Annotated in this window: 19 protein-coding genes; 5 read left to right on the top strand and 14 right to left on the bottom strand. The window is 51.1% G+C overall.

Features of this window, described 5'->3' with window-relative positions:
• Positions 1–56: 56 nt before the first annotated feature.
• The 9 genes from IPG80_RS03625 to crtI form a co-directional block, all read right to left on the bottom strand.
• Complete coding sequence (locus tag IPG80_RS03625) at positions 57–1,346, bottom strand: cytochrome P450 (RefSeq protein WP_345102826.1); 1,290 nt, start codon at positions 1,344–1,346, stop codon at positions 57–59.
• Positions 1,343–2,305, bottom strand: coding sequence for an alpha/beta hydrolase (locus IPG80_RS03630; RefSeq protein WP_345102828.1), 963 nt, complete (start codon positions 2,303–2,305; stop codon positions 1,343–1,345). Before IPG80_RS03630 ends, IPG80_RS03625 begins: the two co-directional genes overlap by 4 nt.
• The gene (locus tag IPG80_RS03635) at positions 2,305–3,657 is read right to left on the bottom strand and encodes a deoxyribodipyrimidine photo-lyase (RefSeq protein WP_345102831.1); all 1,353 of its coding nucleotides are present in this window, start codon (positions 3,655–3,657) and stop codon (positions 2,305–2,307) included. Before IPG80_RS03635 ends, IPG80_RS03630 begins: the two co-directional genes overlap by 1 nt.
• Positions 3,654–4,322, bottom strand: coding sequence for a hypothetical protein (locus IPG80_RS03640; RefSeq protein WP_345102833.1), 669 nt, complete (start codon positions 4,320–4,322; stop codon positions 3,654–3,656). Before IPG80_RS03640 ends, IPG80_RS03635 begins: the two co-directional genes overlap by 4 nt.
• Positions 4,312–5,787, bottom strand: a complete 1,476-nt coding sequence (locus tag IPG80_RS03645) for an NAD(P)/FAD-dependent oxidoreductase (protein ID WP_345102835.1) — start codon at positions 5,785–5,787, stop codon at positions 4,312–4,314. The genes IPG80_RS03640 and IPG80_RS03645 overlap by 11 nt, the downstream gene beginning before the upstream one ends.
• Positions 5,788–5,807: 20 nt before the next feature.
• Entirely contained in the window at positions 5,808–7,088 is a 1,281-nt protein-coding gene (locus IPG80_RS03650) for an MFS transporter (protein WP_345102837.1), read from the bottom strand.
• An 82-nt stretch (positions 7,089–7,170) separates the two neighbouring features.
• Positions 7,171–7,956 carry a DUF1295 domain-containing protein gene (locus IPG80_RS03655; protein ID WP_345102839.1) on the bottom strand — a complete coding sequence of 262 codons (786 nt, stop codon included), beginning with the start codon at positions 7,954–7,956 and terminating at the stop codon, positions 7,171–7,173.
• Between the two features lie 6 nt (positions 7,957–7,962).
• Entirely contained in the window at positions 7,963–9,282 is a 1,320-nt protein-coding gene (locus IPG80_RS03660; RefSeq protein WP_345102841.1) for a B12-binding domain-containing protein, read from the bottom strand.
• 13 nt (positions 9,283–9,295) lie between these two features.
• Entirely contained in the window at positions 9,296–10,822 is a 1,527-nt protein-coding gene (crtI, locus tag IPG80_RS03665; RefSeq protein ID WP_345102843.1) for a phytoene desaturase family protein, read from the bottom strand.
• Positions 10,823–10,967: 145 nt separating this feature from the next.
• Between crtI and IPG80_RS03670 the strand changes: the two genes are divergently transcribed.
• The 4 genes from IPG80_RS03670 to tilS all read left to right on the top strand — a co-directional run bounded on the left by IPG80_RS03670 (position 10,968) and on the right by tilS (position 14,609).
• Positions 10,968–11,915, top strand: a complete 948-nt coding sequence (locus IPG80_RS03670; protein ID WP_345102845.1) for a phytoene/squalene synthase family protein — start codon at positions 10,968–10,970, stop codon at positions 11,913–11,915.
• 201 nt (positions 11,916–12,116) lie between these two features.
• Positions 12,117–12,716, top strand: coding sequence for an SGNH/GDSL hydrolase family protein (locus tag IPG80_RS03675; RefSeq protein ID WP_345102847.1), 600 nt, complete (start codon positions 12,117–12,119; stop codon positions 12,714–12,716).
• Positions 12,717–12,744: 28 nt separating this feature from the next.
• Positions 12,745–13,149 (top strand): methylmalonyl-CoA epimerase, encoded by a 405-nt coding sequence (gene mce, locus IPG80_RS03680; RefSeq protein ID WP_345102849.1) that lies wholly within the window; start codon positions 12,745–12,747, stop codon positions 13,147–13,149.
• On the top strand, positions 13,149–14,609 hold the full coding sequence (gene tilS, locus IPG80_RS03685) for a tRNA lysidine(34) synthetase TilS (protein WP_345102851.1): 1,461 nt from the start codon (positions 13,149–13,151) through the stop codon (positions 14,607–14,609). The genes mce and tilS overlap by 1 nt, the downstream gene beginning before the upstream one ends.
• 19 nt (positions 14,610–14,628) lie before the next feature.
• Here tilS and IPG80_RS03690 read toward each other — a convergent pair whose 3' ends face one another.
• A complete protein-coding gene (locus tag IPG80_RS03690; RefSeq protein WP_345102853.1) occupies positions 14,629–15,528 on the bottom strand; it encodes a site-specific integrase in 900 nt (299 codons plus the stop codon).
• Between the two features lie 371 nt (positions 15,529–15,899).
• Here IPG80_RS03690 and IPG80_RS03695 point away from each other — a divergent pair, with 371 nt between their 5' ends.
• Positions 15,900–16,844 (top strand): kelch repeat-containing protein, encoded by a 945-nt coding sequence (locus IPG80_RS03695; RefSeq protein WP_345102855.1) that lies wholly within the window; start codon positions 15,900–15,902, stop codon positions 16,842–16,844.
• A 123-nt stretch (positions 16,845–16,967) separates the two neighbouring features.
• On the opposite strand, the gene IPG80_RS03700 is transcribed toward IPG80_RS03695, so the two are convergent.
• Genes IPG80_RS03700 through IPG80_RS03715 form a run of 4 tightly spaced genes read right to left on the bottom strand, consistent with a single transcriptional unit; the run spans position 16,968 to position 22,233 of the window.
• Entirely contained in the window at positions 16,968–18,164 is a 1,197-nt protein-coding gene (locus tag IPG80_RS03700; RefSeq protein WP_345102857.1) for a M23 family metallopeptidase, read from the bottom strand.
• Between the two features lie 53 nt (positions 18,165–18,217).
• Positions 18,218–19,492 (bottom strand): MFS transporter, encoded by a 1,275-nt coding sequence (locus tag IPG80_RS03705; protein WP_345102859.1) that lies wholly within the window; start codon positions 19,490–19,492, stop codon positions 18,218–18,220.
• Position 19,493: 1 nt separating this feature from the next.
• Positions 19,494–20,165 (bottom strand): SOS response-associated peptidase, encoded by a 672-nt coding sequence (locus IPG80_RS03710; protein ID WP_345102861.1) that lies wholly within the window; start codon positions 20,163–20,165, stop codon positions 19,494–19,496.
• Between the two features lie 10 nt (positions 20,166–20,175).
• Entirely contained in the window at positions 20,176–22,233 is a 2,058-nt protein-coding gene (locus IPG80_RS03715) for a PAS domain S-box protein (RefSeq protein WP_345102863.1), read from the bottom strand.

Genomic DNA, 22,233 nt, shown 5'->3' on the forward strand with positions numbered 1-22,233 from the left:
TTTAGTTTAGGGTCGCTTTGTAATAGTTTGAAAGTCAGATGGCTATTTATATAAAATTACGTTTTACTTTTACTGATCACTTGTTGAGTACTGATTATTTCTCTTCTCTTCACTTGCATCCTCACGCCCGGTCTGGGTTCGAGGGTGGCTCCCATATGAGCATGGATTGGGTGACCGGTGAATTCAAACGTGAAGTTCTTAAGCAGGTATGCGATAACGATGCGAGCCTCTGCCTGACCGAATGCCGCGCCGATACATGCACGCGGTCCGCCGCCAAATGGAATGTAGCTCATCGGCGGGGTTTTGCGCCCATGTGAGAAACGTTCGGGGCAGAAATCTTCGGCATTCTCCCAAATTTCGGGGTCGCGGTGGGTCAGGTAGATGGAATAGAACATGCGCTCGCCCGCAGGGACTGTGCCCTCGGTAAACTCGATGTCTTCGGCTACACGGCGATTGCCGATATGGATCGGTGGATACAGCCGCAGTGATTCCTTAATAACGTTATCCAGAAGTTGAGGCTTGCCTTCTGCTTGTTCAACTTCCTTGATCACATCTGCGAGGATTTCGGGGTGCTCTCCAAGCAAGGCGAACGTCCATGCCAGCAGAGCAGTGGAGGTATCATGACCGGCGATGAGCATGGTTAACATCTGGTCGCGGATAATGTCATTGTTCAGCCCGGCATCAATGAGATGTTGAAGAAAATCGTTTGCTTTTCTTCCTTCTTTTCTTCTTTCATCAATGATCGAATATAAATAATCATCGATCGTCTTGAGTGACTTCCCATACCCCAGGCGTGGAATTTTACGCCAAAGGATCCATAGCCCTGGCGAAACATACTGAATGGTCTTAAGTATCGGGTCCCAAATTTTTGGGATGTCGTTCCAGGCGTCTTTGCTGAACAATGTTTGCATGATGATGAGTAAGGCGATCTTGCGCCCTTCCACCAGCATGTCCACGATTTGACCATTCTGCCAGGTGGATGCGACACGCTCGGTTTGTGAGATCATCATGTCGGTATATTTGGAGAGTTGCGCAGGCTGAAAAGGGATCTCCATCAATTCGCGGTAGTGGTCATGCTCATCACCATCGGTCACCAATACACCGCGACGCAGCAGATCGGTCACTGGGTCGGTGTTACGCCAGCGTAATTTATTTCGTTCTGTTACCAATACCTTTCGGGCTGCTTCGGGTCCAAAAACTACATATGGACGAAACCCCGGGATGGGGATCTGAAAGAAGCGCCCAACGTGTTTTGCCATCGCCTTCAGTGGACCCAGCGGAGAACGTGTTTTTAAGAGCGCCAGCATGGCTTCACGCCCAAGCTCGGGGGAGATCGCTTTTTTCATGGCTGTTCGTTTAGAAAAATTTTCACAGCTTGCATGAAGTCGCTGGGACATTCTTCGTGCGGCAGGTGACCGCATTGTGGGATGACAGCCAAGTCGGCGTTGGGAATTTCGCCTGCAAGTTTCAGCGATTGTTCGGTAGGTACGATGCGGTCGTCATCACCGGTGATGACGAGCACTGGGAGGTTGAATTCGCCCAAGCGTTCGCTCAGCCCGCTTTCGCGGCTGGAGACGGTCAACTCCCACAAAGCCTTATCCCAATTTTCAACCTGTAAAGGTTCTTGATATCCCTTGAAAATCTCAGGCGTGATCTTGTTTGGGGCATGCCATGCAGTTTTGAGAAACTCCGTGCCTTGTGCCTGAAGTTGACGCGCGATCAATGGACCGACATGGTCCATCTGCGGCGTACCCAGCAATGGACGGATCCATGCCGGTGCGCCGCCGCCTGCATACACAGCCGGATCCACCAGAATTAAACTTTCAATACGCTCGGGGTGTTGCAATGCGGTCAACATTGCGATCGTTCCTCCGGCAGAATTACCCACCAGTGTCGCTTTTTCGATACCGAGCGCATCCATCAAACCGATCACAAGTTCCACTTGAGCATCCTGGCTGTAAGGACTTTCGCCTTCCCAGGCAAGCGGGCGTTCCGTCAAGCCAAACGCAGGTCTGTCATACGCAATGACAGTACCGAATTCTGCGAGGGGGGCTGTTACCTCGCGCCATGAAAAAATGCTTGCACCAAAACCGTGCAGGAGGATGAATGTTTTCTGCCCCTCGCCGTAGGTTTTGTAATGCACATTCACACCGTTTACATCCATGAACTTGCTATCTTCATCTGTAAGTGTTTCGACGGTGACCGTATTTTCCAGCGGCGGCACTGGAATAAGAAATGGGACGATGAGAGCCAGGATCAAAATAACCGCCAGTACGATTCCCAGCCCACGTAAAATTTTTTTCATCAACGTACTTTTTCCTTTGAAATGTTGTAAGCAGAAAGAGTTCTATCTTTAACGATCTCCCGGTTTACGATCGGTTCAGAAGGATACCCTGCAATGTTTAACTCGTATTCCCAGGGTGCATGGATCTGCTTGGCATTTATTTTTTGTAATTCTGGCACCCATTTACGGATGTAATCTCCATTTGGGTCAAATTTTGCGCTTTGCAAAACCGGGTTGAAAATGCGAAAATATGGTGCGGCATCGGTGCCGGTACCCGCCGTCCATTGCCAGCCGCCATTATTGGCAGCCAGGTCGCCGTCCAGCAGGTTTTGCATGAACCAAGCCTCACCCCAGCGCCAGTCGATCAGCAAGTCTTTGACGAGGAATGAAGCGACGATCATGCGTGCGCGGTTGTGCATCCAGCCAGTTTCTTTGAGTTGGCGCATCGCCGCATCCACCACAGGGACGCCTGTTTCGCCCCGTTTCCAGGCTTCATACTCTGATGCCTTATTGCGCCACGGAATATTTGCCAGTGACGGGTTAAACGCAGTCTTCGCAACATGGGGGAAGTGATACAGGATCTGAATGTAAAACTCGCGCCAGATGAGTTCATTGAGCCAGATTTCCGCGCCTTTGGCGTTTGCGGTTGAACGCTGAGCGGTCAAGGCTTCATTCACTGCCTGGTGCATTCCCAGCATTCCAAAACGCAAATATGGCGATAGGGCTGAAGTACCGTCCAGGTCCATGCGGTTGCGGTCATCGGCGTAGTTGCTGATGGGGGAATCGGTAAATTTCTTGAGACGGCGTAAGGCTTCTGCTTCACCTGCTCGAAAGAACGCGTTGGTTTCGAATGCCGGTATCAGCTCAGAGCGGATGCCCTTGGGCGAGTCGATGCGATCAGGTGCGGGGTGCAGTTTGATCTTGCTGAGCTGTGCCTTCCACACTTTGGAATACGGCGTGTAGACCGTATAGGGTCTGCCGTCTTGTTTTCGTATTATTTTTGGGTGATGGACGGTCTGCCCTTGGATAAGCTTCAAAGGCAGGAGTTTCTGGATCAACGCGTCACGTTCACGCGCATACGGCGTGTAGTCTTCTTCGGTATGGATCGCTTCTGCTTTGATCTCGTCGAACAACTGGCGCAGCGCGTCAATGGGTTTGCCCTTGCGGATGACGAGATACGAATTTCGCTTCCGTAGGTCTTTGTCTAATGCAGATAGACCTTCGTACAAAAAACTCTTTCGGCGCGGCGATAGGTTTTCGAATGCCGGGTCCAGGATGAAGACCGGCAGGACCGAACCGGCTTCAAGCGCGGAATGAAGCGCCGCATTATCATTTAGCCGCAGGTCACGGCGGATCCACCAGATATTGGTCATAGGGGTTGTGGCGAGAGTTTCAGTCCGTCCAACCACATTACGCGCACGAGGGCGTGTGTGATCGTGGGCAGGTCATTAATTTTGACGGCGGCATCCCCCTGACGGTTAAGTCTGAGGTGACCGGCATTGCCAACATTGTCTTTGAAATCAAGCGAGCCATAAGCGCGGATCTTGGTGTTACCGAAAAGCGAAAGGGCAAGCTCGCTGGTAAGTGTGCCTGTGAACTCGGCTTGATATGTGCCTGCGTTGAATATGAATTTGGATGGCGCAGGCATGCCGAGTCCGCGCAGACCGATGGTGGTGCCGAGGATGTTTTCGCTACCTGAAAACGTTTCGCCGCTGTTGAGGGTTGCGCGATAGGTGATGTGATAATGTGGCGTGCTACTTTCAAGTTTGGCTGTAACCGTTGCGCCGGTGATGGGGTCGCGTTCTTGAATGACTTCGCCCACGCCATTGAAGCGCGGCTGGTAGTATGCGTGCCCGAAGGATGTAGATGACGCAACTGCGTAGATGGCGATGGCTTCAAGCGCATCGGCTGTTTTTTGTCTGGAAAGAAGATCAACAGCCTTGGCGAGCCAATCTGTCTTGTGCATGCGGCGCACCACATATCCCAATAGCGTAATGCCTTCCGGCGGAAGTTCGTACCGGAGAGTGTCAATTAACATGCTGCCTCCTTGATTCGTTCTGCACTAGTTTTGCGACCCGCATTGCGCCCAATGTAACGCCTGCGGTGGATTGACCCGGAAAGATGCTGTCGCCTGCGAGCCATAGATTTTGCAGCCCGGTACGCGGACTGCGCGCACGCAGCAGCGACGTTTGTGGAAATCCACCCACCATGCCGAGCGGGCGGCGCGTAAATGTCTCGTATGTATGCGGCGTTCCCGGCATGATGAACTTTGCCGCTTTACGAAAACCGGGCAGCGCGTGTTCCGCTGCATCTAATAACTTTTCTGCATATTTTGCTTTACGTTCTTCGTATGCTTCAGGGTTTTCGCGGTGAAGCTTGTCCCAGTCTGTTACGCTGGTGTGCGTGGAAAGTGTGGCAGTGCGAAAGCCTTGCGGCGCACGTTTTGGATCATCAAGCGGTGAGAGTGAGATGAAAACTGAATTACCTTCTCCGAGCTTTTTGTTCACATCCATCACAACTTGATGATGTGTAATGGATTGATTAACAATGCCAGCGTCCAGCCCTGCATACATGACGAAGGCGCCCCACATGAGGTCGCGCCGCTTCACTTCGCGCTGAAGGCTGACCGGTGCGGCTTCGCCGAGAAGTTTTTCCAACGCCCACGGCGTAAGGTTGCCGACGAAGAAGTCCGCTTCCAGGCGTAGCTTTTTGTTCGTGTGTGCCGCCGTGACGCGACCATCTTTTACGTCGAGAGCTGTCACTTGCTGGCGGTATAACACTTCGCCTCCCTGCGAACGGATCCACTGCACGAGGGTTTCAGCGATGCCACCCATTCCGCCGTGAACGTGAACGACGCCGCGGCGGGGCAGGTCTAAAACGGTTGCGCCATAGAGCGCATCGGCGGCGTCGCTGATGGCTTGGGCTGAGATGAGCAGTTGCGCATCAATAAAGGCTTTGAACTCAGCGTCAGTTTCCTGGGGCAGCAGCCCGCGAAATTTTCGGAGGAGATGCGGCGCGGCGGAAAATGTAGCCAGCCGTACTGCGAGTGGGAGGCGCAGGGCTTCGTCCATGTTGGCAGGCGGGAAAGGGAAGTCACGGGTGGAAATATCCCATGCGATCTTTGCCAAATGTTCCTGCTTGTGCCAGAACGATTCAGAATAGGGAAAATTCTTAAGGTACTCATCGCGCCATTGGGTTGGGTTCACCCATTGATGGATGGTTTTATCAGGCAGGTGGACGACCCAGGCTGCGTCCTGGATGGGCGAAACCCGCCACTCAAGCTCAAGCATTTCTGCGAGCCGTGTATGCGGACCGTTTGCGTCAAACCCACCAGCAAGTGTGGCACCCGCATCGAACCGATATCCTTGATGAAAGAACGTCCCTGCACAGCCGCCGGGATAGGTGGATGCTTCGAGTACGGTCACACGCCAACCTTGCTTAAGTAAAAGTGCTGCGGTGGTCAATCCGCCAATGCCTGCGCCGATGATCAGGATATGTGGCATTTCAAAACCTTGCCGAACCCTTAATCGCCGTTCGGTGCCGGAATGGGCTGCTGCATTGAGTGGGCGCGGATCTCGGTAGCGATGGGGTGATTAAAAACGGTGAAGAAAATGAAGATCGTAACGCCAAGCATTAGTACTGCGCCGAAAAGACCGGGCGACCAAGTGCCGAAGGCTTGTAGTAAATAACCGCCGATAACGGGTGCGAAAATTCGTGTGGTGCTTTCAATTGCCGCACCCAGACCGAGGATGCCGCCGATCTCTTGCGGTTGCACGGCTTTGGTCAACGTGGAGGAGAGCAGCGTATTGAGGATGCCGCCGGAGATCGCAGTGGGGGCGAGCACTACCAGCAGCCAGAACACACTGGGAGCAACTGCCCAGCCAGCGAGCGAGACCGTCATGAGTACACATCCAATCAGGATGAGAGTGTCTTCACGGAAACGCTTGGTAAGCCGACCAATGAGAAAGCCTTGTACGAACACGGCGAGCACACCAACATATGTGAGGACGAAACCAGTGTCACGAGCCTGGAAGTTGAATTTCTGCAAAGCGTACAAAGCAAAGATGGTTTGAAAGACAGCGAAAGCCAGTCCGTAAAAGAAACGGGTGGTGAGCAATGCGCCGGTAAATGGGCGGGTCAATGCTTTGGTCAATGCCGAGAGGGTGACAGCAGGCTTCTTTTCGGGCATTTCTGCGCGTTTTTCTTCTGTTAACGATTCGGGCAGCCAGAAATAGATCAGTGCGAGATTGGCGAAGGACAGCGCCGCAGCAACAAATCCGGGAACGGCATAGCCATATTGGCTGAGAATGCCGCCGGTAGCGGGTCCAATGATAAAGCCCATGCCGAATGCGGCACCGATCATGCCTAATCCCTTGGAGCGGTTTTGCGCATCGGTTACATCGGAGATGTAGGCTTGGGCAACACTAAGGTTGCCGCCTGTGAGTCCATCTATCATACGGCTGAGAAAAAGGATTCCAAGTACAAAGATGTTGGCGGCTTGTGGGTTGAAGATATCTGCCAGAGCGGTGCCGATGTTATCTGCGAAGCCGAGCAGAAGGAAGCCGAGGAATGTTCCGAACACGGATGCCAGCAAGACTGGTCGGCGACCGTAGCGGTCAGAGAGACGTCCTAACAGGGGAGCGCCGATCAACTGCATGACGGCATAAGAGGCAACCAGCAAGCCAGTTACTAATTGTGTGGCGCCGTATTTTTCTGCGTAGTAAGGCAGCAACGGCAGGATGAGGCTGAAGCCGAGCAGGTCAATGAAGACGATCAGGATAATGGAGAGTAAGCGCTTGTTCATGATTTCCTTTTGTCACAAGTTACACGAAGCCACACAAAGATAAACTTTGCGTTAATAGCTTCCACGTTGAAAGATAGGTATGTTATTTTTTCGGGAACCACGGGAAGAATTCATTCGTGCGGGTGATGTAATCTTCGTATCCGGGTTTGGTCTTGGTTAGGGTTCGTTCAAGCATTGCTACACCAGAGACTTTCATCAACAGAAAGGTCATAATGAGTGGACTGAAAACTGTCCACCAGGCGCCACTGGTGAAGGCGATGAGGTAAAAACCCCACCATTGGGCGGCATCTCCGAAGTAATTTGGGTGCCGAGTGAGACTCCACAAACCAGTTGTGAGTAATTTTCCTTTGTTGGCGGGGTTCTGCTTGAAGCGTGATAACTGCCAGTCGCCGCCGGCTTCGAAGATGAACCCGACCAGCCAGAGAGCTGCGCCAGTGTAAGTGGTGCATTCACACTTGAAGGGCGCAGGTGTAAAGGCTTGGACTGCGATAAGCGGAGCCGCCACGATCCACAGGATAACGCCTTGTAAAAGAAATACTTTAAAAAAACTGCGCCACCACCATGCTGACCCGGCTTCTGTCCGCCAAGCCGCGTAGCGAAAGTCTTCTGGCTGCCCATGATTACGAAAAAAGATATGGCCGGATAGGCGCAACCCCCAAATGGTTACCATGATCCCGAGCAGGAGGACTCGGGTCGTGAGTTCGGTTGCGCCTATCCATATTGCTGACCAGAACGTAATTACAAAGCCGGTTCCCCAGAAGATATCTACAATGCTGGAATTTCTGATCGCTAGGCTGTAAAGCCAAAGTAAGATCATCAGACCAAGAATGAGGAGACCGACGGTCAGCCAAAGATCAATGAAAGACATGATTGGTTAGGTTCTTTCGAGTGCGTAAGTACGCAGCCATTTCTTGATGGGGTCACCCTGACCGTTGATGTGCGTGTCGATGGCGTGCGAGTAGCTTTCCATAAATGCTGCCAGTTCTTTCCGGGGGCGGTTGTATGCATTAAGCAGCATTTTGAGCCATTCCATCTCTTCGGAGAGGTGTTCCATATCTCCGAATTGCAGCGCCGCTGATACGTTATTGCCAAGATGATGAACACTCGCATCCAGCTCCTCTGTGCCAATGGAGAGCGGCGGCATGCTAAGTTTCAGCGTGCTTTCAATGTGAACACGTTTGGCGTTGAATGCCTGCATGGCAGCGAGATATTCCTGCGTTGCGGCTTTTGTCTTGGATGGTTTGGAGATGCCCTTGAGAATAGACTCGATCTCCTGAATGGCGCCTTCCAGGCTCGGACCCAGGAACTGACCAGGGACATAGTCCACGATGCCGGGGCGCAGGTTGAAAATACGACCACCAAACCCAACCGGAACCTTTTGTGAACTCAATGAAAGCGCAACATGTTGAAGGTGGGCGGCGCTGCTCAGGGTTTGGGCAACCAACACTACCAGGCTGGCTTTCACTTTGATGGCAGATTCTGCGAAGTGATCTGCCGGGACGTTGGCTCCAAGATAAATGATGTTTAACCCGCGGCGGCGCAGGAATAAAGCGAGCAATAACGGGGTGAAGGTATGCCATTCACTGGATGGACAGCCAACCACCACGGTCTGTGGACGTGTGGGGGTTGGAGATGCGCTTAATAGAGCATCCAAACGGCGCATGGCAAGCCCCGAAGCGAAATGCTCCTGCTGGACGTTGGCGCGATTTTCGTACCATAATGTCCCAATTTCAGACATACCCTTTTGCAATACTTCGACGCAAACCGCTTCCACAGGGAAGATGGAGAAGGCTTTGTTCAATGCCTGTTCTGCCTGTACCTCATTGAAGTTCATGCATGCTGTCACCCATTCGGCGCGGATGGCGTCCAATGTTGTGTCAGTGGATGAGTTGGTAGAAACATTCTGGGCAAGGATCATGCCCACCGGTGCCAAGGCGGCTAACGGGTCAATATTGGAGGCGATCTGTTCGTTCCACAGATCTACAGCTCGGGAAATGGAAAGTCCCTCTGCCTGACGCGCGATCAGCCACTTGATGGTTTCGATATCGTACTGCGAATACAAGCGATGACCGCCCGCCGTGCGTTGCGGGGTGGGGAGTCCGTAGCGGCGTTCCCAGGCACGCAGAGTATCTGCGGCGAGTCCCGTTTCGCGTAAAACAGCTTTCAGGTTAAAGGCAGGGGATTTGCTGAGCATAGTACTTCCTCGGTTATGCAGGGTTTAAAGATGGCTTAGCCACCTTTTGCACAGCTATTGTACCCTTTTCTTTAAGAATCCGCTCAGTTGTCAGACGAGCCGAAAGCAGCACTATGGGCAGCCCAGTGCCAGGATGTGTGGATGCACCGGCAAAGTACATGTTCTTGTAGGTGACATGACGATTCTGCGGGCGGAGATAACCGACCTGCCAGAAGTTGTGACTCAACCCGAACGCGGCTCCCTTTTCGAGATTAAAGCGCTCTTTCCAAACTTTGGGCTGGTACACGATCTCAAACTTGATGTGCTCTTTGAGGTCTGTGACTCCCATCTCTTTGGCGAGGCGGGTAAAGACGGTTTCACGCGCGCGGTTGACCAGTGCATCCCAATCTTGTTCGCTGCGAGCATCGAGGTGCCCAACCGGTACAAGGACGTAAAGCGTTTCCTGTCCTTCCGGCGCGGCAGCTGCATCGGTGCGAGCCGGTGCATGGACGTAGAACGACGGCACTTCGGGCAAGGTGTGACCTTCAAAGATCTGGTCGAACGAAGCCTTGTAATCACCACCGAGGAAAACGTTGTGGTGCGCGATCTGCTTGTATTGCTTATCTACACCCCAATAGAACATAATGGTAGAGCAGGTATAGAGTTTTTCGTCGAGTTTTTTGGCTTCCTTTACATCGGGCAAAAGTTCTTTGTAAATGTAAGGCAGGTCTGCATTGCCGACGAAGATATCTGCGGTGTAGGTCTTGCCATCAGCAGTGATGACGCTCTCGACCTGTGTCTTGCCGACGTTGATCTTCTTGACCGGCGAGTTGTAAATGAACTTCACGCCCAGCTTTTCAGCGACTTTGACAAGCGCTTGAATGCCGGCGTACATGCCGCCCATGGGATACCAAACGCCTTCTGCCAACTCCGTATATTGCAAGAGGGAGTAGGTGGCAGGCGCGTCGTAGGGACTGAGTCCCAGATACATGTTTTGGAAGGTGAAAGCAGCCTTCAAGCGTTCATCCTTGAAGAAGCGGCTGGTGTTGGTATAGTGTTTGTCCAATGCTTTGAGGCTGAAAATGAGCGGCAGATTCTTGAGGCTGAAATATTCAAAGATATTGTAGAAGTTGCGCCCTACGAATTTTTCTACCGATATTTTGTAGTGCTTCGCACCTTCGGCAATATAGCCAAGAAACCCTGTAAAAGCAGTTTTATCCACAGCTTCAAGCTGGGTCTGCATTTTGCCGATATCTGAAGTGAGCTCCAACCGCAGACCGTCGTCAAAATGGACTTTATACGTCGGGTCAATACGTTTCAGTTCGAGGTGATCACTCATTTTTTCGCCGATTGAGGCGAAGGTTTCTTCCCAAATTTCGGGCATGAGAAACAGGGTTGGACCAATATCGAAGCGATGTCCGTCACGGATGATTTGATTACAGCGACCGCCGGGGGTGGCTTCCTTTTCCAGCACGGTCACTTCATATCCATTTTTAGCGAGGCGGGCAGCGGTTGCAATACCGCCAATGCCCGCACCGATCACGATTGCAATAGGTTTCATAAAATTTCTCCTTGTTTGGTCAGTATTTGTATTGTACACTCTGTCTATAATTTGTCAAGGTTTTATACATTTATTTGCAAAACCTTGACAAAAAGGACAATTTCAGTAAAATATGAATAACTTAACCAAATAAGGAGAGAGACCTATGCAAGCACATGCAAACTGGGAGCATCAGCTCTTGTCACTCGCGGGGCATGTCCCGCATTCATCCACGCGCCCATTCTTTTCCTATTGGGCGGGTAACGCCTCCCTGCGTCAAGCTTACAAACAGGCAGAGGTTATTACTGCCGAGCATAGCAAGTCCTTCCATTTTGCCTCAGGTTTGCTTCCCGAAGAAAAACGCTCCGCTGTTCGCGCTTTGTATGCCTTTTGCCGTACCGTGGATGATATTGTGGATGAGGTTGAGCTGAAGAAAGACCGCGACTTTGAACTTGAATACTGGCGTAATGTGGTTAATACCGCCTCTGCCTCCACTGACGATCTGGTTGCCTCCGCTTGGGCAGATACCCTGACCCGATACCATATCCCGCGTCACTATGCCCTGCAGTTGATCGACGGCGTAGCCCGCGACTTGACCCAATCGCGTTACCAAACCTTTGATGATCTTGCGACTTATTGTTATGGGGTTGCTTCCACAGTCGGTTTAATGAGCATGTACATCGTCGGTTTCAAAAGTCACGAAGCGGTTTCCTATGCCATCAAACTGGGTGTTGCTTTGCAAATGACCAATATCTTGCGCGATGTGGGGGAGGATTATCGGAATGGTCGTCTGTACCTCCCGCGAGAAGAATTGGTCACATACGGAATCCGGGAAGAAGATATTGCCGAAGGGCGCGTTACCGATGCGTGGCGTCAGTTCATGCGCTTCCAAATCGACCGCACCCGCCATCTATATGCAGCTTCCTGGGAAGGTGTAAAAATGCTTGAACGTGAAGGCCAACTTGCGATCGGCGCTGCCTCAATTTTCTATATGGGCATATTAGAAGATATTGAAAAGCATGATTATGATGTCTTTTCCCGTCGTGCTTCTCTCAGTGCAATGGGTAAAGTTGCCAAACTCCCTGCGTTGTGGATGAAGATCCGCTCCTTATAATACGCTAACATCATTCTCCTCTTTTGTGCGCAAGGGCGTGACCGGGCAGTCATGCCCTTGCCTATTTAATATGACCATTAACCATGGAGTCGCGGCTCGTGGTCTTTTGATATACTTACTTTCGTGAAGAAATTTGCGATCCTATTCTGTTTACTTCTCATTAGCTGTTCTACCATTCCAGAGCCCACACCGGAGAATCAAATGAGCTTTCGATATTTAGCCCTCGGCGATTCCTATACCATTGGCGAAAGTGTGCAGGAAACAGAACGTTTCCCCAACCAACTGGCCGCCTTGCTTGCCAATGACGGGGTGGCAGTAGAGGTCACCATTATTGCCCGCACCGGTTGGACGACCGATGAACTCTGGCAGGGTATTCAGGCAGAGACGGTCACACCGCCCTATGATATGGTCTCTTTATTGATCGGCGTGAACAACCAATACCGCGGGCGTGATATCAAAGAATATCGCGAAGGCTTTATATTCTTACTGCAGAAAGCCATCGAATACGCGGGAGGGGATGCAAAGCGGGTCATTGTATTTTCCATCCCAGATTGGGGCGTGACGCCATTTGCGTACGGCAGAAACACCACCCAGATCGCTGATGAAATTAACGCTTTTAATAAGGTTAACCATGAGGAAGCCGACACAGCAGGGGTTCATTATGTGGATGTCACACCCATATCGCGCATGGCACTTAATGATAAATCCCTGATTGCTTCCGACGGATTGCACCCTTCTGGGAAAATGTACGCAGAATGGGCGAAATCAGCTTTACCCGTTGCATTAAGCATATTGAAGTAGAATCCATTCAACTCAAATTGGAGAACGGATGCCACAGATAAAAGCCATCAATCATGTTGCTGTTGTTGTTGAGGATATGGAAAAGTCACTCGCGTTCTGGCGGGATGCGCTCGGACTTACATTACACGAACTGCGCGATGTCCCTGCCGAAAAATCACAGGTCGCTTTTTTGCCGTTGGCTGGTGCCGAGATTGAATTGGTCATGCCAACCAGTGATGACTCGGGAATTGCCAAATACCTTGCCAAACGCGGGCAGGGTATGCACCACCTTTGTCTGGAAGTGGATGATATCGCAGGCATGATGATGCAACTACGATCAAAAAACATCCGTCTTATTAATGAAGAGCCGCGTACCGCAGCCGATGGGAAACGATATGCATTCATTCATCCCGAATCGACCGGCGGCGTACTAGTGGAGTTATACCAGGTCTAATGTCCGCAAAGGTCGAAGCAGTCTTGGCGGAGGAATGCGGGCTTGAAAAAGACCGTCTGATTATCGTCGGTGTTTCCGGCGGTCCGGATAGTCTTTGCCTGATGGAAACCCTGAGGCAGGCGGGGTATCCAATCCTTGTCGCTTACTTTGACCATCAACTCCGCTTTGAATCTTCCAGCGACGCACACATGGTGGAAAAAACTGCGATCCGATTGGGACTTGCCTGTATCATTGATGGCGCAGATGTGCGTGCATATGCGGAGCAGAAAAAAATATCAATAGAAGATGCGGCACGCACATTGCGTTACCGCTTCCTGTTCGACCTTGCCCGTAAGCGTAAGGCACAGGCGGTTGCCGTCGGGCATACAGCCGACGATCAAGTGGAAACGGTCTTGATGCACTTTTTGCGCGGCAGCGGCATGTCTGGGTTGAAAGGTATGTCGTATCGTTCGGTGATCAAATCGTTCGACCCGGATATTCCCGTGGTGCGCCCGTTGCTTGAGATGTGGCGCGAGGAGACTGTTCTATATTGTGCAGTCAATAGCTTGCGCCCGCGACATGATTCAAGCAATGATTCATTGAACTTTCAGCGCAACCGTATTCGACATCTTTTGATTCCCACGCTCGAAACATACAATCCAAAGATTCGCGAGACCTTGCTGCGTATGTCTCACTCGCTTAAGGGTGATTATTCATTCGTCATGGAAACATTGGAACATGCCTGGCAGGAGACGGTGGCTTCAGCCAATGATGAGATTGTCACCTTTGATGTCAGCCGCTTGACCGCTCAGCCGGTCGGTCTTCAACGCAACCTGATCAAACACGCCATGCAGAATCTTTATCCGGGTGTGGATATCAGCTTTCAAACCTTGAAACGTGCCCTGGAATATATTCACTCGGCCGGTGCAGCGCCACGACTAGACTTGAAAGCAGGGCTGCGCATGTACCATGAATCAGGCATGATCCATATCTGTGCGCCACATGCTGAGCTTCCCTTTGACCGCTGGCCCCAAATATCGGGCGCAGAACCGATATTCATGCAACTGGGCGGGCAGGTTTCACTGGCAGGTGGTTGGAAGTTTACATGTGAAAGCTGGCGGTTGACGGCTCTGGCGAAGGAACAAGCTGAAGAGAACGATGATCCATTTCAAGTCTGGTTGGATGCGGGAGAATTGCCAGAGACCTTTGAATTGCGGGCGCGTCGTCATGGCGATCATTTTTCGCCGTTGGGCATGGATGGGCATTCGCAAAAGCTCTCGGATTTCTTTGTGAATGAAAAATTGCCGCAACGCGCGAGAGATCAATGGCCTCTGTTGTGTGTGGGGGATGAGATCATTTGGATACCTGGTTTCCGCCCGGCTCACCGGCACCGGCTAAAAGAGGATACGAATGAAGTTCTGTATTTCTCGGTACAGCATCCACCTGAAAAAAACACTAGTGAAGAAAATCCCCAGCATTGAGAATACTGGGGATTTTCTTCTATTTGAGTTCACCGTTTAATTGTTTTAGTTTGATGAATAACTCGCGCCATTGGATCTTGGATACGCCGAGCTTTTGACGGATCTTATCCGGCTCAATGCCGCTTTGATAATCACGCAATGCACAAGTCCAGCGGCACATATCAAAGGAAAGGTGTTTTTCGAGTCCTGCTTCTTCACCGATATCCTCCAGTAGATATTCCAACCGGCGCGGCGACCAGGGGAATGCTTGATCGACGGGTTGGTATTGGGCGAGATATTCATTATAGGAAGCCACCCAATCTTCCTGAAGCTCGATCTTGCGTTCTTTGTAACGATTGGCAGGGCTGGCGTAGCGGACAAAGAGATAAGGTCCGTTCTTACTCTCCAGTTCGACGTGGTTGACGTGAATGCCGAGACACTCGCTTTTTTTAATGGCTGTGCTTAGCAGCAAGGCGACCAAGGTGTAAGGACGGGAATCCGGCTTTTTGCTGCGGCGGTGACGGTCTGCGATAAGCAGCACAGATTCGTATTCATCTTCGGTGAGCACCTGAGGCAGCGGACTGATCGCCGAGCGTTGTAGAACCTTCTCTGCCGGGTCAATGGCAAGTGTGCCGTGTTGGTGCAGCCAGCGGAAGAAGGACTTAATGGAGGTGATGCGCCGCGAAAGGGTTTTGGGGCTGCATGCCACGCCCCGTCCTTTTTCCATCCAATCAAAGAAGCGATTGAGATCATCGGTGGTGACGGCGCCAATGGTTTGCTCGGGCGGCGTGAATTGAGTAAGCAACCGTACATCTGAAAGGAATGCTTTGACCGTGTTCGGGGAGCGTCCCTGATCGAGCAGGAACATTTCCCAGCCGTTTATGGCGGCAGGTAACAGCGTCTTTGCGCTGATGTGTGCGGGTGTGGCGTTTTTTGTCATAGGATTAACCTTGCGTGTAGTATTTACTCTTGCGTATAGTTTAGCGAATTTAGGGAAGCTTGTCAACTGGCAACCCAACGAACTTGAAGTTTGTGCAGCCAGCATCTTTTGTATTAAACTGACACCTTGAGATGTTTCGGAAATAGTCAAGTGTCTAAAAGAATAACGGGCGACTATTCTAAACCCTTCTCAAGTGGGATACCTGCAGGCTGGACTAATGATACATTTAAATCATAATGGTTAATTTTCCACCAGCCCGGTTATATCCCAAATTTCTATTAATATTATCCATCGCGTTATTTTCGTGTGTTTCTCCAGAGGAACTTCCAAATGCAGTGTCAACTTCCACTTCAACCCATACGAGCAGTAGCATGTCCGGCGTAGCGACTCCATCTGGAACCCCAAGCCCGCAACCTGAAGTTTTTGGAGAGTGGAGTGATGCTCCAGCCATGTTAACTCCGCGTTCGGCTCATGCTGTTGCTGCTTCAGATACTCTTATTTTTGCTTTGGCTGGCACGGATGATAAAGGCGCGCCAGTTCTCGATGTTGAAGTTTTTGATGGAATCAAATGGAAACTGGAAACTACCCTGCCTGGCGAAGGGTTAAATGCCCCAACTGCATCGGTTGTAGGGCAGAGACTTTACGTAATTGGCGGCTTTTTTGCAACTTCGAACACACCCTCAAATGAGGTATATGTTTATGATATAGCTGCAAAAACTTGGAGTATGGCGGCGCCGCTTCTCAATCCGCGCGGAGGACATGCTGCAAGTGTCTCGAACGGCGAGATCCATTTATTTGGCGGCGGGAATTCTGTCTCTACCCTCGCTGATCATTCGGCATATAACCCATCTACAGACAGCTGGCGCGACCTTGCTCCACTGCCGCGAGCCGAAGGCAGCCCGGCAGCCGTGGATGTGAATGGAAAGATATTTGTGATCGGTGGACGCAGCGGGTATTCAGATTTCGGTGATGTGTATATCTATGAGCCAATGAACGACTCTTGGGGTGTTGGTCCTGCGATTGACCCGCGTGGAACAGCCGGTGCAGTTTTGTATTGTGATGGGATCTATTTATTTGGCGGCGAGTCCCAAACTCGTAGGAAGAACCTGGAAGATGTGTTCAGGCTGGACCTGGATGGCAATGTTTGGAAAATTGTCAGCCCCATGCCTGTTGCTCGAAAATTTGCCCGTGCGGTTAACTTCAAAGACTCGGTTTACATCGTAGGGGGGAGCGTAGTCCCGGCAAATAGCCATTCGCCGGTAGGTAGTGCGTCCGTCTTGCGATATTCGCAACCGGGTTGTGGTGGTTTTGAGTAGCTTCCTATTTCCCCGAAACCCCTCTTTGCTCACATTGTTTGATGTTATATATAAGCGGATGCTGGTAAAAAAACAGCATCCGCTTATATATTTGGATTTCTTATTTCGTTCGCGCGGGGATATTTAAGGGGGCGGCAAGTAATCCCATGGGTTGACCTTTACACCTGCCATGATCTCAAAATGTAAATGGGATCCTGAAGATCGCCCGGTGGAGCCCACGGCTCCAAGCACTTCGCCCTGCCCAACACTTTGCCCACAACCGACATTTAGCGCGCTTAAGTGGGCATACAGTGACTGGAATCCGTTGCCGTGATCGATCATGACCATATTGCCGTAGCCGTAGTCATTCCAGCCTGCATATACGATCACGCCTGCATCGGATGCGTAAACTGCCTCTCCGGTATTGCCTGCAAAATCCAGCCCATTGTGATTGGTCTTTGGCGAAAAATCGAAGCCAGAGAGGTAATGTTTATTGGTGGGGTAAATAAACGAGCCGTAGCCTACAGCGCCGCCGCTGACCGGGTCACAGGCGCCTGCTCCGAGTACGCGTGCTGAGGCGGGGTTTTCGCGAGTCACGCCTAATGGAGCGCTCCAGCTTACAAAGTCGCGCTTCCCGTTCGGGATGATCAACCAGGTTCCGGCTTTGATGTTCGCATTTTCGTAATCGCCGACGGTATTCGGGTCAAGATTGTTGCCGGGATATTCGATCACGTCCGCTGCGCTAACGCCATAGAACTGCGCCCATTCGCCAAATGGAATTCCACCAAGCCATTCCCAGTAAACACCATCCACTGGCAGGATGGTCAACTCCTGCCCGGTTTTGAGAGAATGTGGATCATCCAAAAGAATGTTGTAGTTCCCCCAGAGGATCGTTTGAGGTTGCAAGCCGAACTTTTCAGCGATACCAAAAACGGTGTCGCCTTCCTGCACAGTATATAGAGTGAGTTCATTGCGCGGTCGGTTCGGGATGGTGGTATGTAGTTGCGCAGAGCGATTGATGCCATCAGTGACGGGGATATCAAGGCTGGAGAGAGCATTTGCCTGTGCCGCTTCTACGACCGGACTGAGAGATGAATCTGTCTCTTCGGGCGTATTCTCAGTTTGACGGTAGAACGTACGCGCCATTAACACCACCAAAGTAATGGCGATCACAGAAAATAAATTTACCCCCAGTTTGATCAAGGGTTCGCCCAACCCCATGTTCACAAGGCTGTTCATGAATTTCGTAATGACCGATACCCGTTTCGGCGCTGGTGTGGGCATTTGCCCAGATTGGTTTTCCGAAGGGGCGGGTGCTTCTTCTTTAAATCCGTTTTGCATGGGCATCATCATAACATGGTAAAAAAAACATGGTCAAGTTGAGGGTGAAAACCCTAAGGCATTCCTAATCCCTGTTCGGCTTTGTTCTTTTGCATGAAAATCGCCCGTATCAAGATCGTGCCTGCCAGGCAGGCAAGCCCGCCAACAAGAATTGCGGTTTGAACCTGCCAGGTTTGTGCGACCCACCCGATGAGAATACTGCCAAACGGGGCAACGCCTTGCAGCCCCCAAAAGTAAACGCTGAAGACCCGTCCGCGAAGTTCATTTGGAACACGGATCTGGATCATAATGTTCATGCTGATAAGTTGAACGACCGTACCCCAGCCGATAAAGATTAATAAAAAGAAGGCAAGTTTTGTGTTGACTGTCATTCCCAGCGCAATGATCGGAAGTATGAAAAGTACCTGCCCCCAAAGCAATGTGGCGCTTTTATCTGTCGAAGCAAAGTATGCCATCATAAGCGCGGCGGTCACTGCGCCGATCCCTTGTGCCATATATAAGTTACTGGTGCGTGCGGCGATCAAAGCCTCGGAAGTCAACCCGGGTTGCAGGATGTCACGTGCAATGGCGGGAAGCTGCTGTATCAGCGGAATCCCGAAAAAACCCAGCAATGCCGACATCAGGATTGCAGACAATACCAGCGCACTGGATCCGATGTAGCGCAGACCTTCCTTAAATTCATTGCGCATGCCCACCGACGATTCCGCTTCTTTTTCAACTTTGAAACGGGTGCGCGCGAAAAATAACCCGATGATAACGAAAATATAACTGACTCCGTTTGCCAAAAAGACCGTGCCTTCGTTGCCGGTGGTAGTGATCAACCCGGCTGCCACTACCGGACCGATGACGCGACCAAGGTTGAAAGCTGTGGTTTGCAGGGCAATGGCACTGGGCAAAGCTTCTTTTCCTGCGAGTTCGATCAGCATGGCTTGGCGTGCAGTCACTTCTACTGAGACGGCAGACCCGTAGATGAATGCCAGCAGCAGGATGTGCCAGATCTCAAGGTGACCAGTGAAGGCAAGGTAAGTTAACCCAAATGCCTGGACTGACATGACGGCTTGCAGGAGAATGACTACTTTACGCTTGTCCCAACGCTCCACCAGCACGCCTGCGGGCAGAGCGAATAACAAGGTGGGTAATGTGTTGGCGAAGCCGATCAACCCCAGATCAAGCGGACGACCCGAGATGCGATACGCAAGATAGGGCAGTGCCGTGGCTTGCATCCATGTGCCGATGACGGAGATGAATTGACCGATGAGGAAGAGAACATAATCACGTGAATCAAGGGCGGGGAAACGGGTGGTGAGCCAGATCTTTATGGAAGACATTCTATGATGCAGGTACAACACATTCAGGGCGGTCATTGCCGGGTTTGTTGACCAGTGTCGAAACCGGGTAAGCGGACATGCGTTCAGTGGGGAAAGGCTTGATGAGGTGAAGCAGCTTATCGGGAGTCTGCGGCGCAGGGTCCAGCCAGAGGTCGTATTCTGATGGATTCAAGATCACTGGCATTCGGTTGTGAAGTGATGACATTAACTCATTTGGTTCGGTGGTGATGATGGTGCAAGTGCGCAGGGCGCCGCCATCGGGCGATTGCCACTCGTCCCACAGACCAGCAAAGGCGAAAGGTTTCCGGTCTTGCATGTGGATAAAATACGGGGTCTTGTTTTTTTCACCTGGCTGGGTTTTCCATTCGTAGAACCCATCGGCAAGGATCAGGCAACGCTTGTATTTGAAGCCGCCACGAAACGACGGTTTTTCTGCGACGGTTTCGCCGCGTGCGTTGATAAGGTTATTTCCAATGGAGGGGTCTTTGGACCACGATGGGATCAAACCCCAAATGAAAAAATCGGCTTTATTTTTTGCATTGTTTGGAATGGCTAGCACAGGTTGAGAGGGGGCGATATTAAAGCGCGGGGCGAACTGCGTCGGGAATTCGTAATTGCCGAACGTATCTGAGATATCGGCAGGATCAACTGTAAGGGTAAATCGTCCGCACATGTTTTCTCCTTTATTTTTTGGCAGGACCCGGGATTGTGAAATAAAAAGTGGTGCCTTTGCCTGGATGTGATTCTAGCCAGATCTTGCCATAATGGATCTCGACGATCCGTTTGACGAGGGTAAGCCCAATGCCGGTGCCTTCCGTGTTGGCGTCGAGCTTGTTGAATAACCCGAAGATGCGATCCTGATACTGAGGTTCGATGCCTATACCATTGTCTTCCACAAAAAAGACCGGCGAACCTTGTTGGTTTTTGCTGGAGCCGATGCGTATCCTGGGCTTGGGTTGATCGCCCATGAATTTTACGGCATTCTCGATGAGGTTCAAAAGTACTTCCATCAACCGGGTACGATCCCCATAAACAATAAGACCCTGATCGGCGAAATCAACTTGAACGTGTTTTTTCGTGATCGAACCATCAAGCAGCGTGATCGCATCACTCACGATCTCACCAAAGGCAGTTTCCACAGGTTCATTGACCATGCGCCCAATACGGGAGATTTCAAGCAGATCGTTGAGCAGATGCTGCATTTTGTCTACCGCGTGCCGGATGCGATTGATATCGCGGGAGAAGCTGTCAAACTTTCCGGCACGGGCATCCTGTTCGATATAACCGAGGAAGCCGGTGATGGTTACCAGCGGCGATTTGAGGTCGTGTGATACGGTATAGGTGAAACGTTCCAACTCTGCGTTCTTTGCACCAAGTTCGGTGATCAGGTGTTCCTGCTCGATCTCTGCCAATTTGCGTTCGGTGATTTCGCGGGCAATTCCGGTGGTACCGATCACTTCACCTTTTTCATTGCGGATCGGCGTTTTGGTCGTTTCAACCCAGTATTCCCTGCCTTTGCTGTCTTTTTGAAATTCCTCCACAGTTTTGCGAATGCCACTCTGAATGACTTCGAGATCGTCAATGCGATACAGGTCGGCGAATTTGGGATCCCAGATCTCATGATCGGTTTTGCCAACGACATCCTCTTCTTTCAATTCGCATACTCGCAGAAATTGTTCATTCACGGCAATATAGCGGCTGTTGATATCCTTCAACCATGCCATGTCGGGAATATTGTTTAGGATGGCGTTCTGGCGAAGCAGTGTTTCTCTCAGTTTTTCTTCGGCTACTTTTTGTTCGGTGATATCTTGTACTGCCCCTAGAATGCCGGTCAGGCGGTTCTCTTCTGCATTCCAAATGGGGTGGGCATACACCCGTTCCCAGCGAATCTCGCCGGACTTTGTATACGTGCGGATCTCAGACCCTAGAACATCCTTATTGTTAAAAAGGTTTTGCATATCCTGAGAGTCTTTTTCAAGATCATCCGGGTGGATATGTGCATACCAACCTCCAGCTGAAATATACTCCTCTGAGGTGTATCCGGTCATTTTTTCAAAAGCCCCCCCCAGCCAGATGGTTTCTGCTTCCCCGTTTTCGTTAACCTTGCTTTCAAAGGCATAATCTGAACTGACTTTTGAGATCAGTCTATATTTTTCTTCGCTTACGCGAGCGCGCTTTAGCGCTTTGTTCACTATGCGTGAAGAAAGATATTGCAATAACCCGCTCATGGGAAAGATAGCAAAACTAAGTACCCACGTGAGAAATACAGGACGGACGATGTTTGAATTGAGCAGCCCGGTTTCACTGGCATAAACCATCCCTAGCCCGGCGACCAGCGAGAGCGCTGTTGTGGTCAGGGCAGCCGTTGACCCCAGCAATATTCCAGCGATCATGATCACGAGCGGATACCCCAGCATGTATGACTCGCCTTGCACTCCGATGCCTGTCACTGCCGAGACTGTGAAGAAGAGCCAGAAGGCACTTACTTGCAGTATGGATGCAGTGCGGACGTGTCCGCGTCGTAAAAGGAACAAGAGAAAAAGATTAATCGCCTCACTGACCCCTGCCTGGGCAAGTGCCCGTCCGGCGCCTTGCGGTGAAAAAAACAAGGTGTATGCCAAATATGGCAGGGGAACTATGATCAGCCCCAAAACGATGACATTGAGCAAATATGCCTGATGATCCAATTGATCGTCATCAAAAGTGGGAGGGTGTAGAAACCTGCCAAACCATGCCATCAT

The organism is Candidatus Villigracilis vicinus (assembly GCF_016702885.1).
Classification (GTDB): domain Bacteria; phylum Chloroflexota; class Anaerolineae; order Anaerolineales; family Villigracilaceae; genus Villigracilis; species Villigracilis vicinus.

Bases quoted from the DNA above. Each gene is read 5' to 3' on its own strand.
- IPG80_RS03625 (WP_345102826.1), bottom strand. From the start codon at position 1,346: ATGAAAAAAGCGATCTCCCCCGAGCTTGGGCGTGAAGCCATGCTGGCG.
- IPG80_RS03630 (WP_345102828.1), bottom strand. From the start codon at position 2,305: ATGAAAAAAATTTTACGTGGGCTGGGAATCGTACTGGCGGTTATTTTG.
- IPG80_RS03635 (WP_345102831.1), bottom strand. From the start codon at position 3,657: ATGACCAATATCTGGTGGATCCGCCGTGACCTGCGGCTAAATGATAAT.
- IPG80_RS03640 (WP_345102833.1), bottom strand. From the start codon at position 4,322: ATGTTAATTGACACTCTCCGGTACGAACTTCCGCCGGAAGGCATTACG.
- IPG80_RS03645 (WP_345102835.1), bottom strand. From the start codon at position 5,787: ATGCCACATATCCTGATCATCGGCGCAGGCATTGGCGGATTGACCACC.
- IPG80_RS03650 (WP_345102837.1), bottom strand. From the start codon at position 7,088: ATGAACAAGCGCTTACTCTCCATTATCCTGATCGTCTTCATTGACCTG.
- IPG80_RS03655 (WP_345102839.1), bottom strand. From the start codon at position 7,956: ATGTCTTTCATTGATCTTTGGCTGACCGTCGGTCTCCTCATTCTTGGT.
- IPG80_RS03660 (WP_345102841.1), bottom strand. From the start codon at position 9,282: ATGCTCAGCAAATCCCCTGCCTTTAACCTGAAAGCTGTTTTACGCGAA.
- crtI (WP_345102843.1), bottom strand. From the start codon at position 10,822: ATGAAACCTATTGCAATCGTGATCGGTGCGGGCATTGGCGGTATTGCA.
- IPG80_RS03670 (WP_345102845.1), top strand. From the start codon at position 10,968: ATGCAAGCACATGCAAACTGGGAGCATCAGCTCTTGTCACTCGCGGGG.
- IPG80_RS03675 (WP_345102847.1), top strand. From the start codon at position 12,117: ATGAGCTTTCGATATTTAGCCCTCGGCGATTCCTATACCATTGGCGAA.
- mce (WP_345102849.1), top strand. From the start codon at position 12,745: ATGCCACAGATAAAAGCCATCAATCATGTTGCTGTTGTTGTTGAGGAT.
- tilS (WP_345102851.1), top strand. From the start codon at position 13,149: ATGTCCGCAAAGGTCGAAGCAGTCTTGGCGGAGGAATGCGGGCTTGAA.
- IPG80_RS03690 (WP_345102853.1), bottom strand. From the start codon at position 15,528: ATGACAAAAAACGCCACACCCGCACACATCAGCGCAAAGACGCTGTTA.
- IPG80_RS03695 (WP_345102855.1), top strand. From the start codon at position 15,900: ATGTCCGGCGTAGCGACTCCATCTGGAACCCCAAGCCCGCAACCTGAA.
- IPG80_RS03700 (WP_345102857.1), bottom strand. From the start codon at position 18,164: ATGCAAAACGGATTTAAAGAAGAAGCACCCGCCCCTTCGGAAAACCAA.
- IPG80_RS03705 (WP_345102859.1), bottom strand. From the start codon at position 19,492: ATGTCTTCCATAAAGATCTGGCTCACCACCCGTTTCCCCGCCCTTGAT.
- IPG80_RS03710 (WP_345102861.1), bottom strand. From the start codon at position 20,165: ATGTGCGGACGATTTACCCTTACAGTTGATCCTGCCGATATCTCAGAT.
- IPG80_RS03715 (WP_345102863.1), bottom strand. From the start codon at position 22,233: ATGATGGCATGGTTTGGCAGGTTTCTACACCCTCCCACTTTTGATGAC.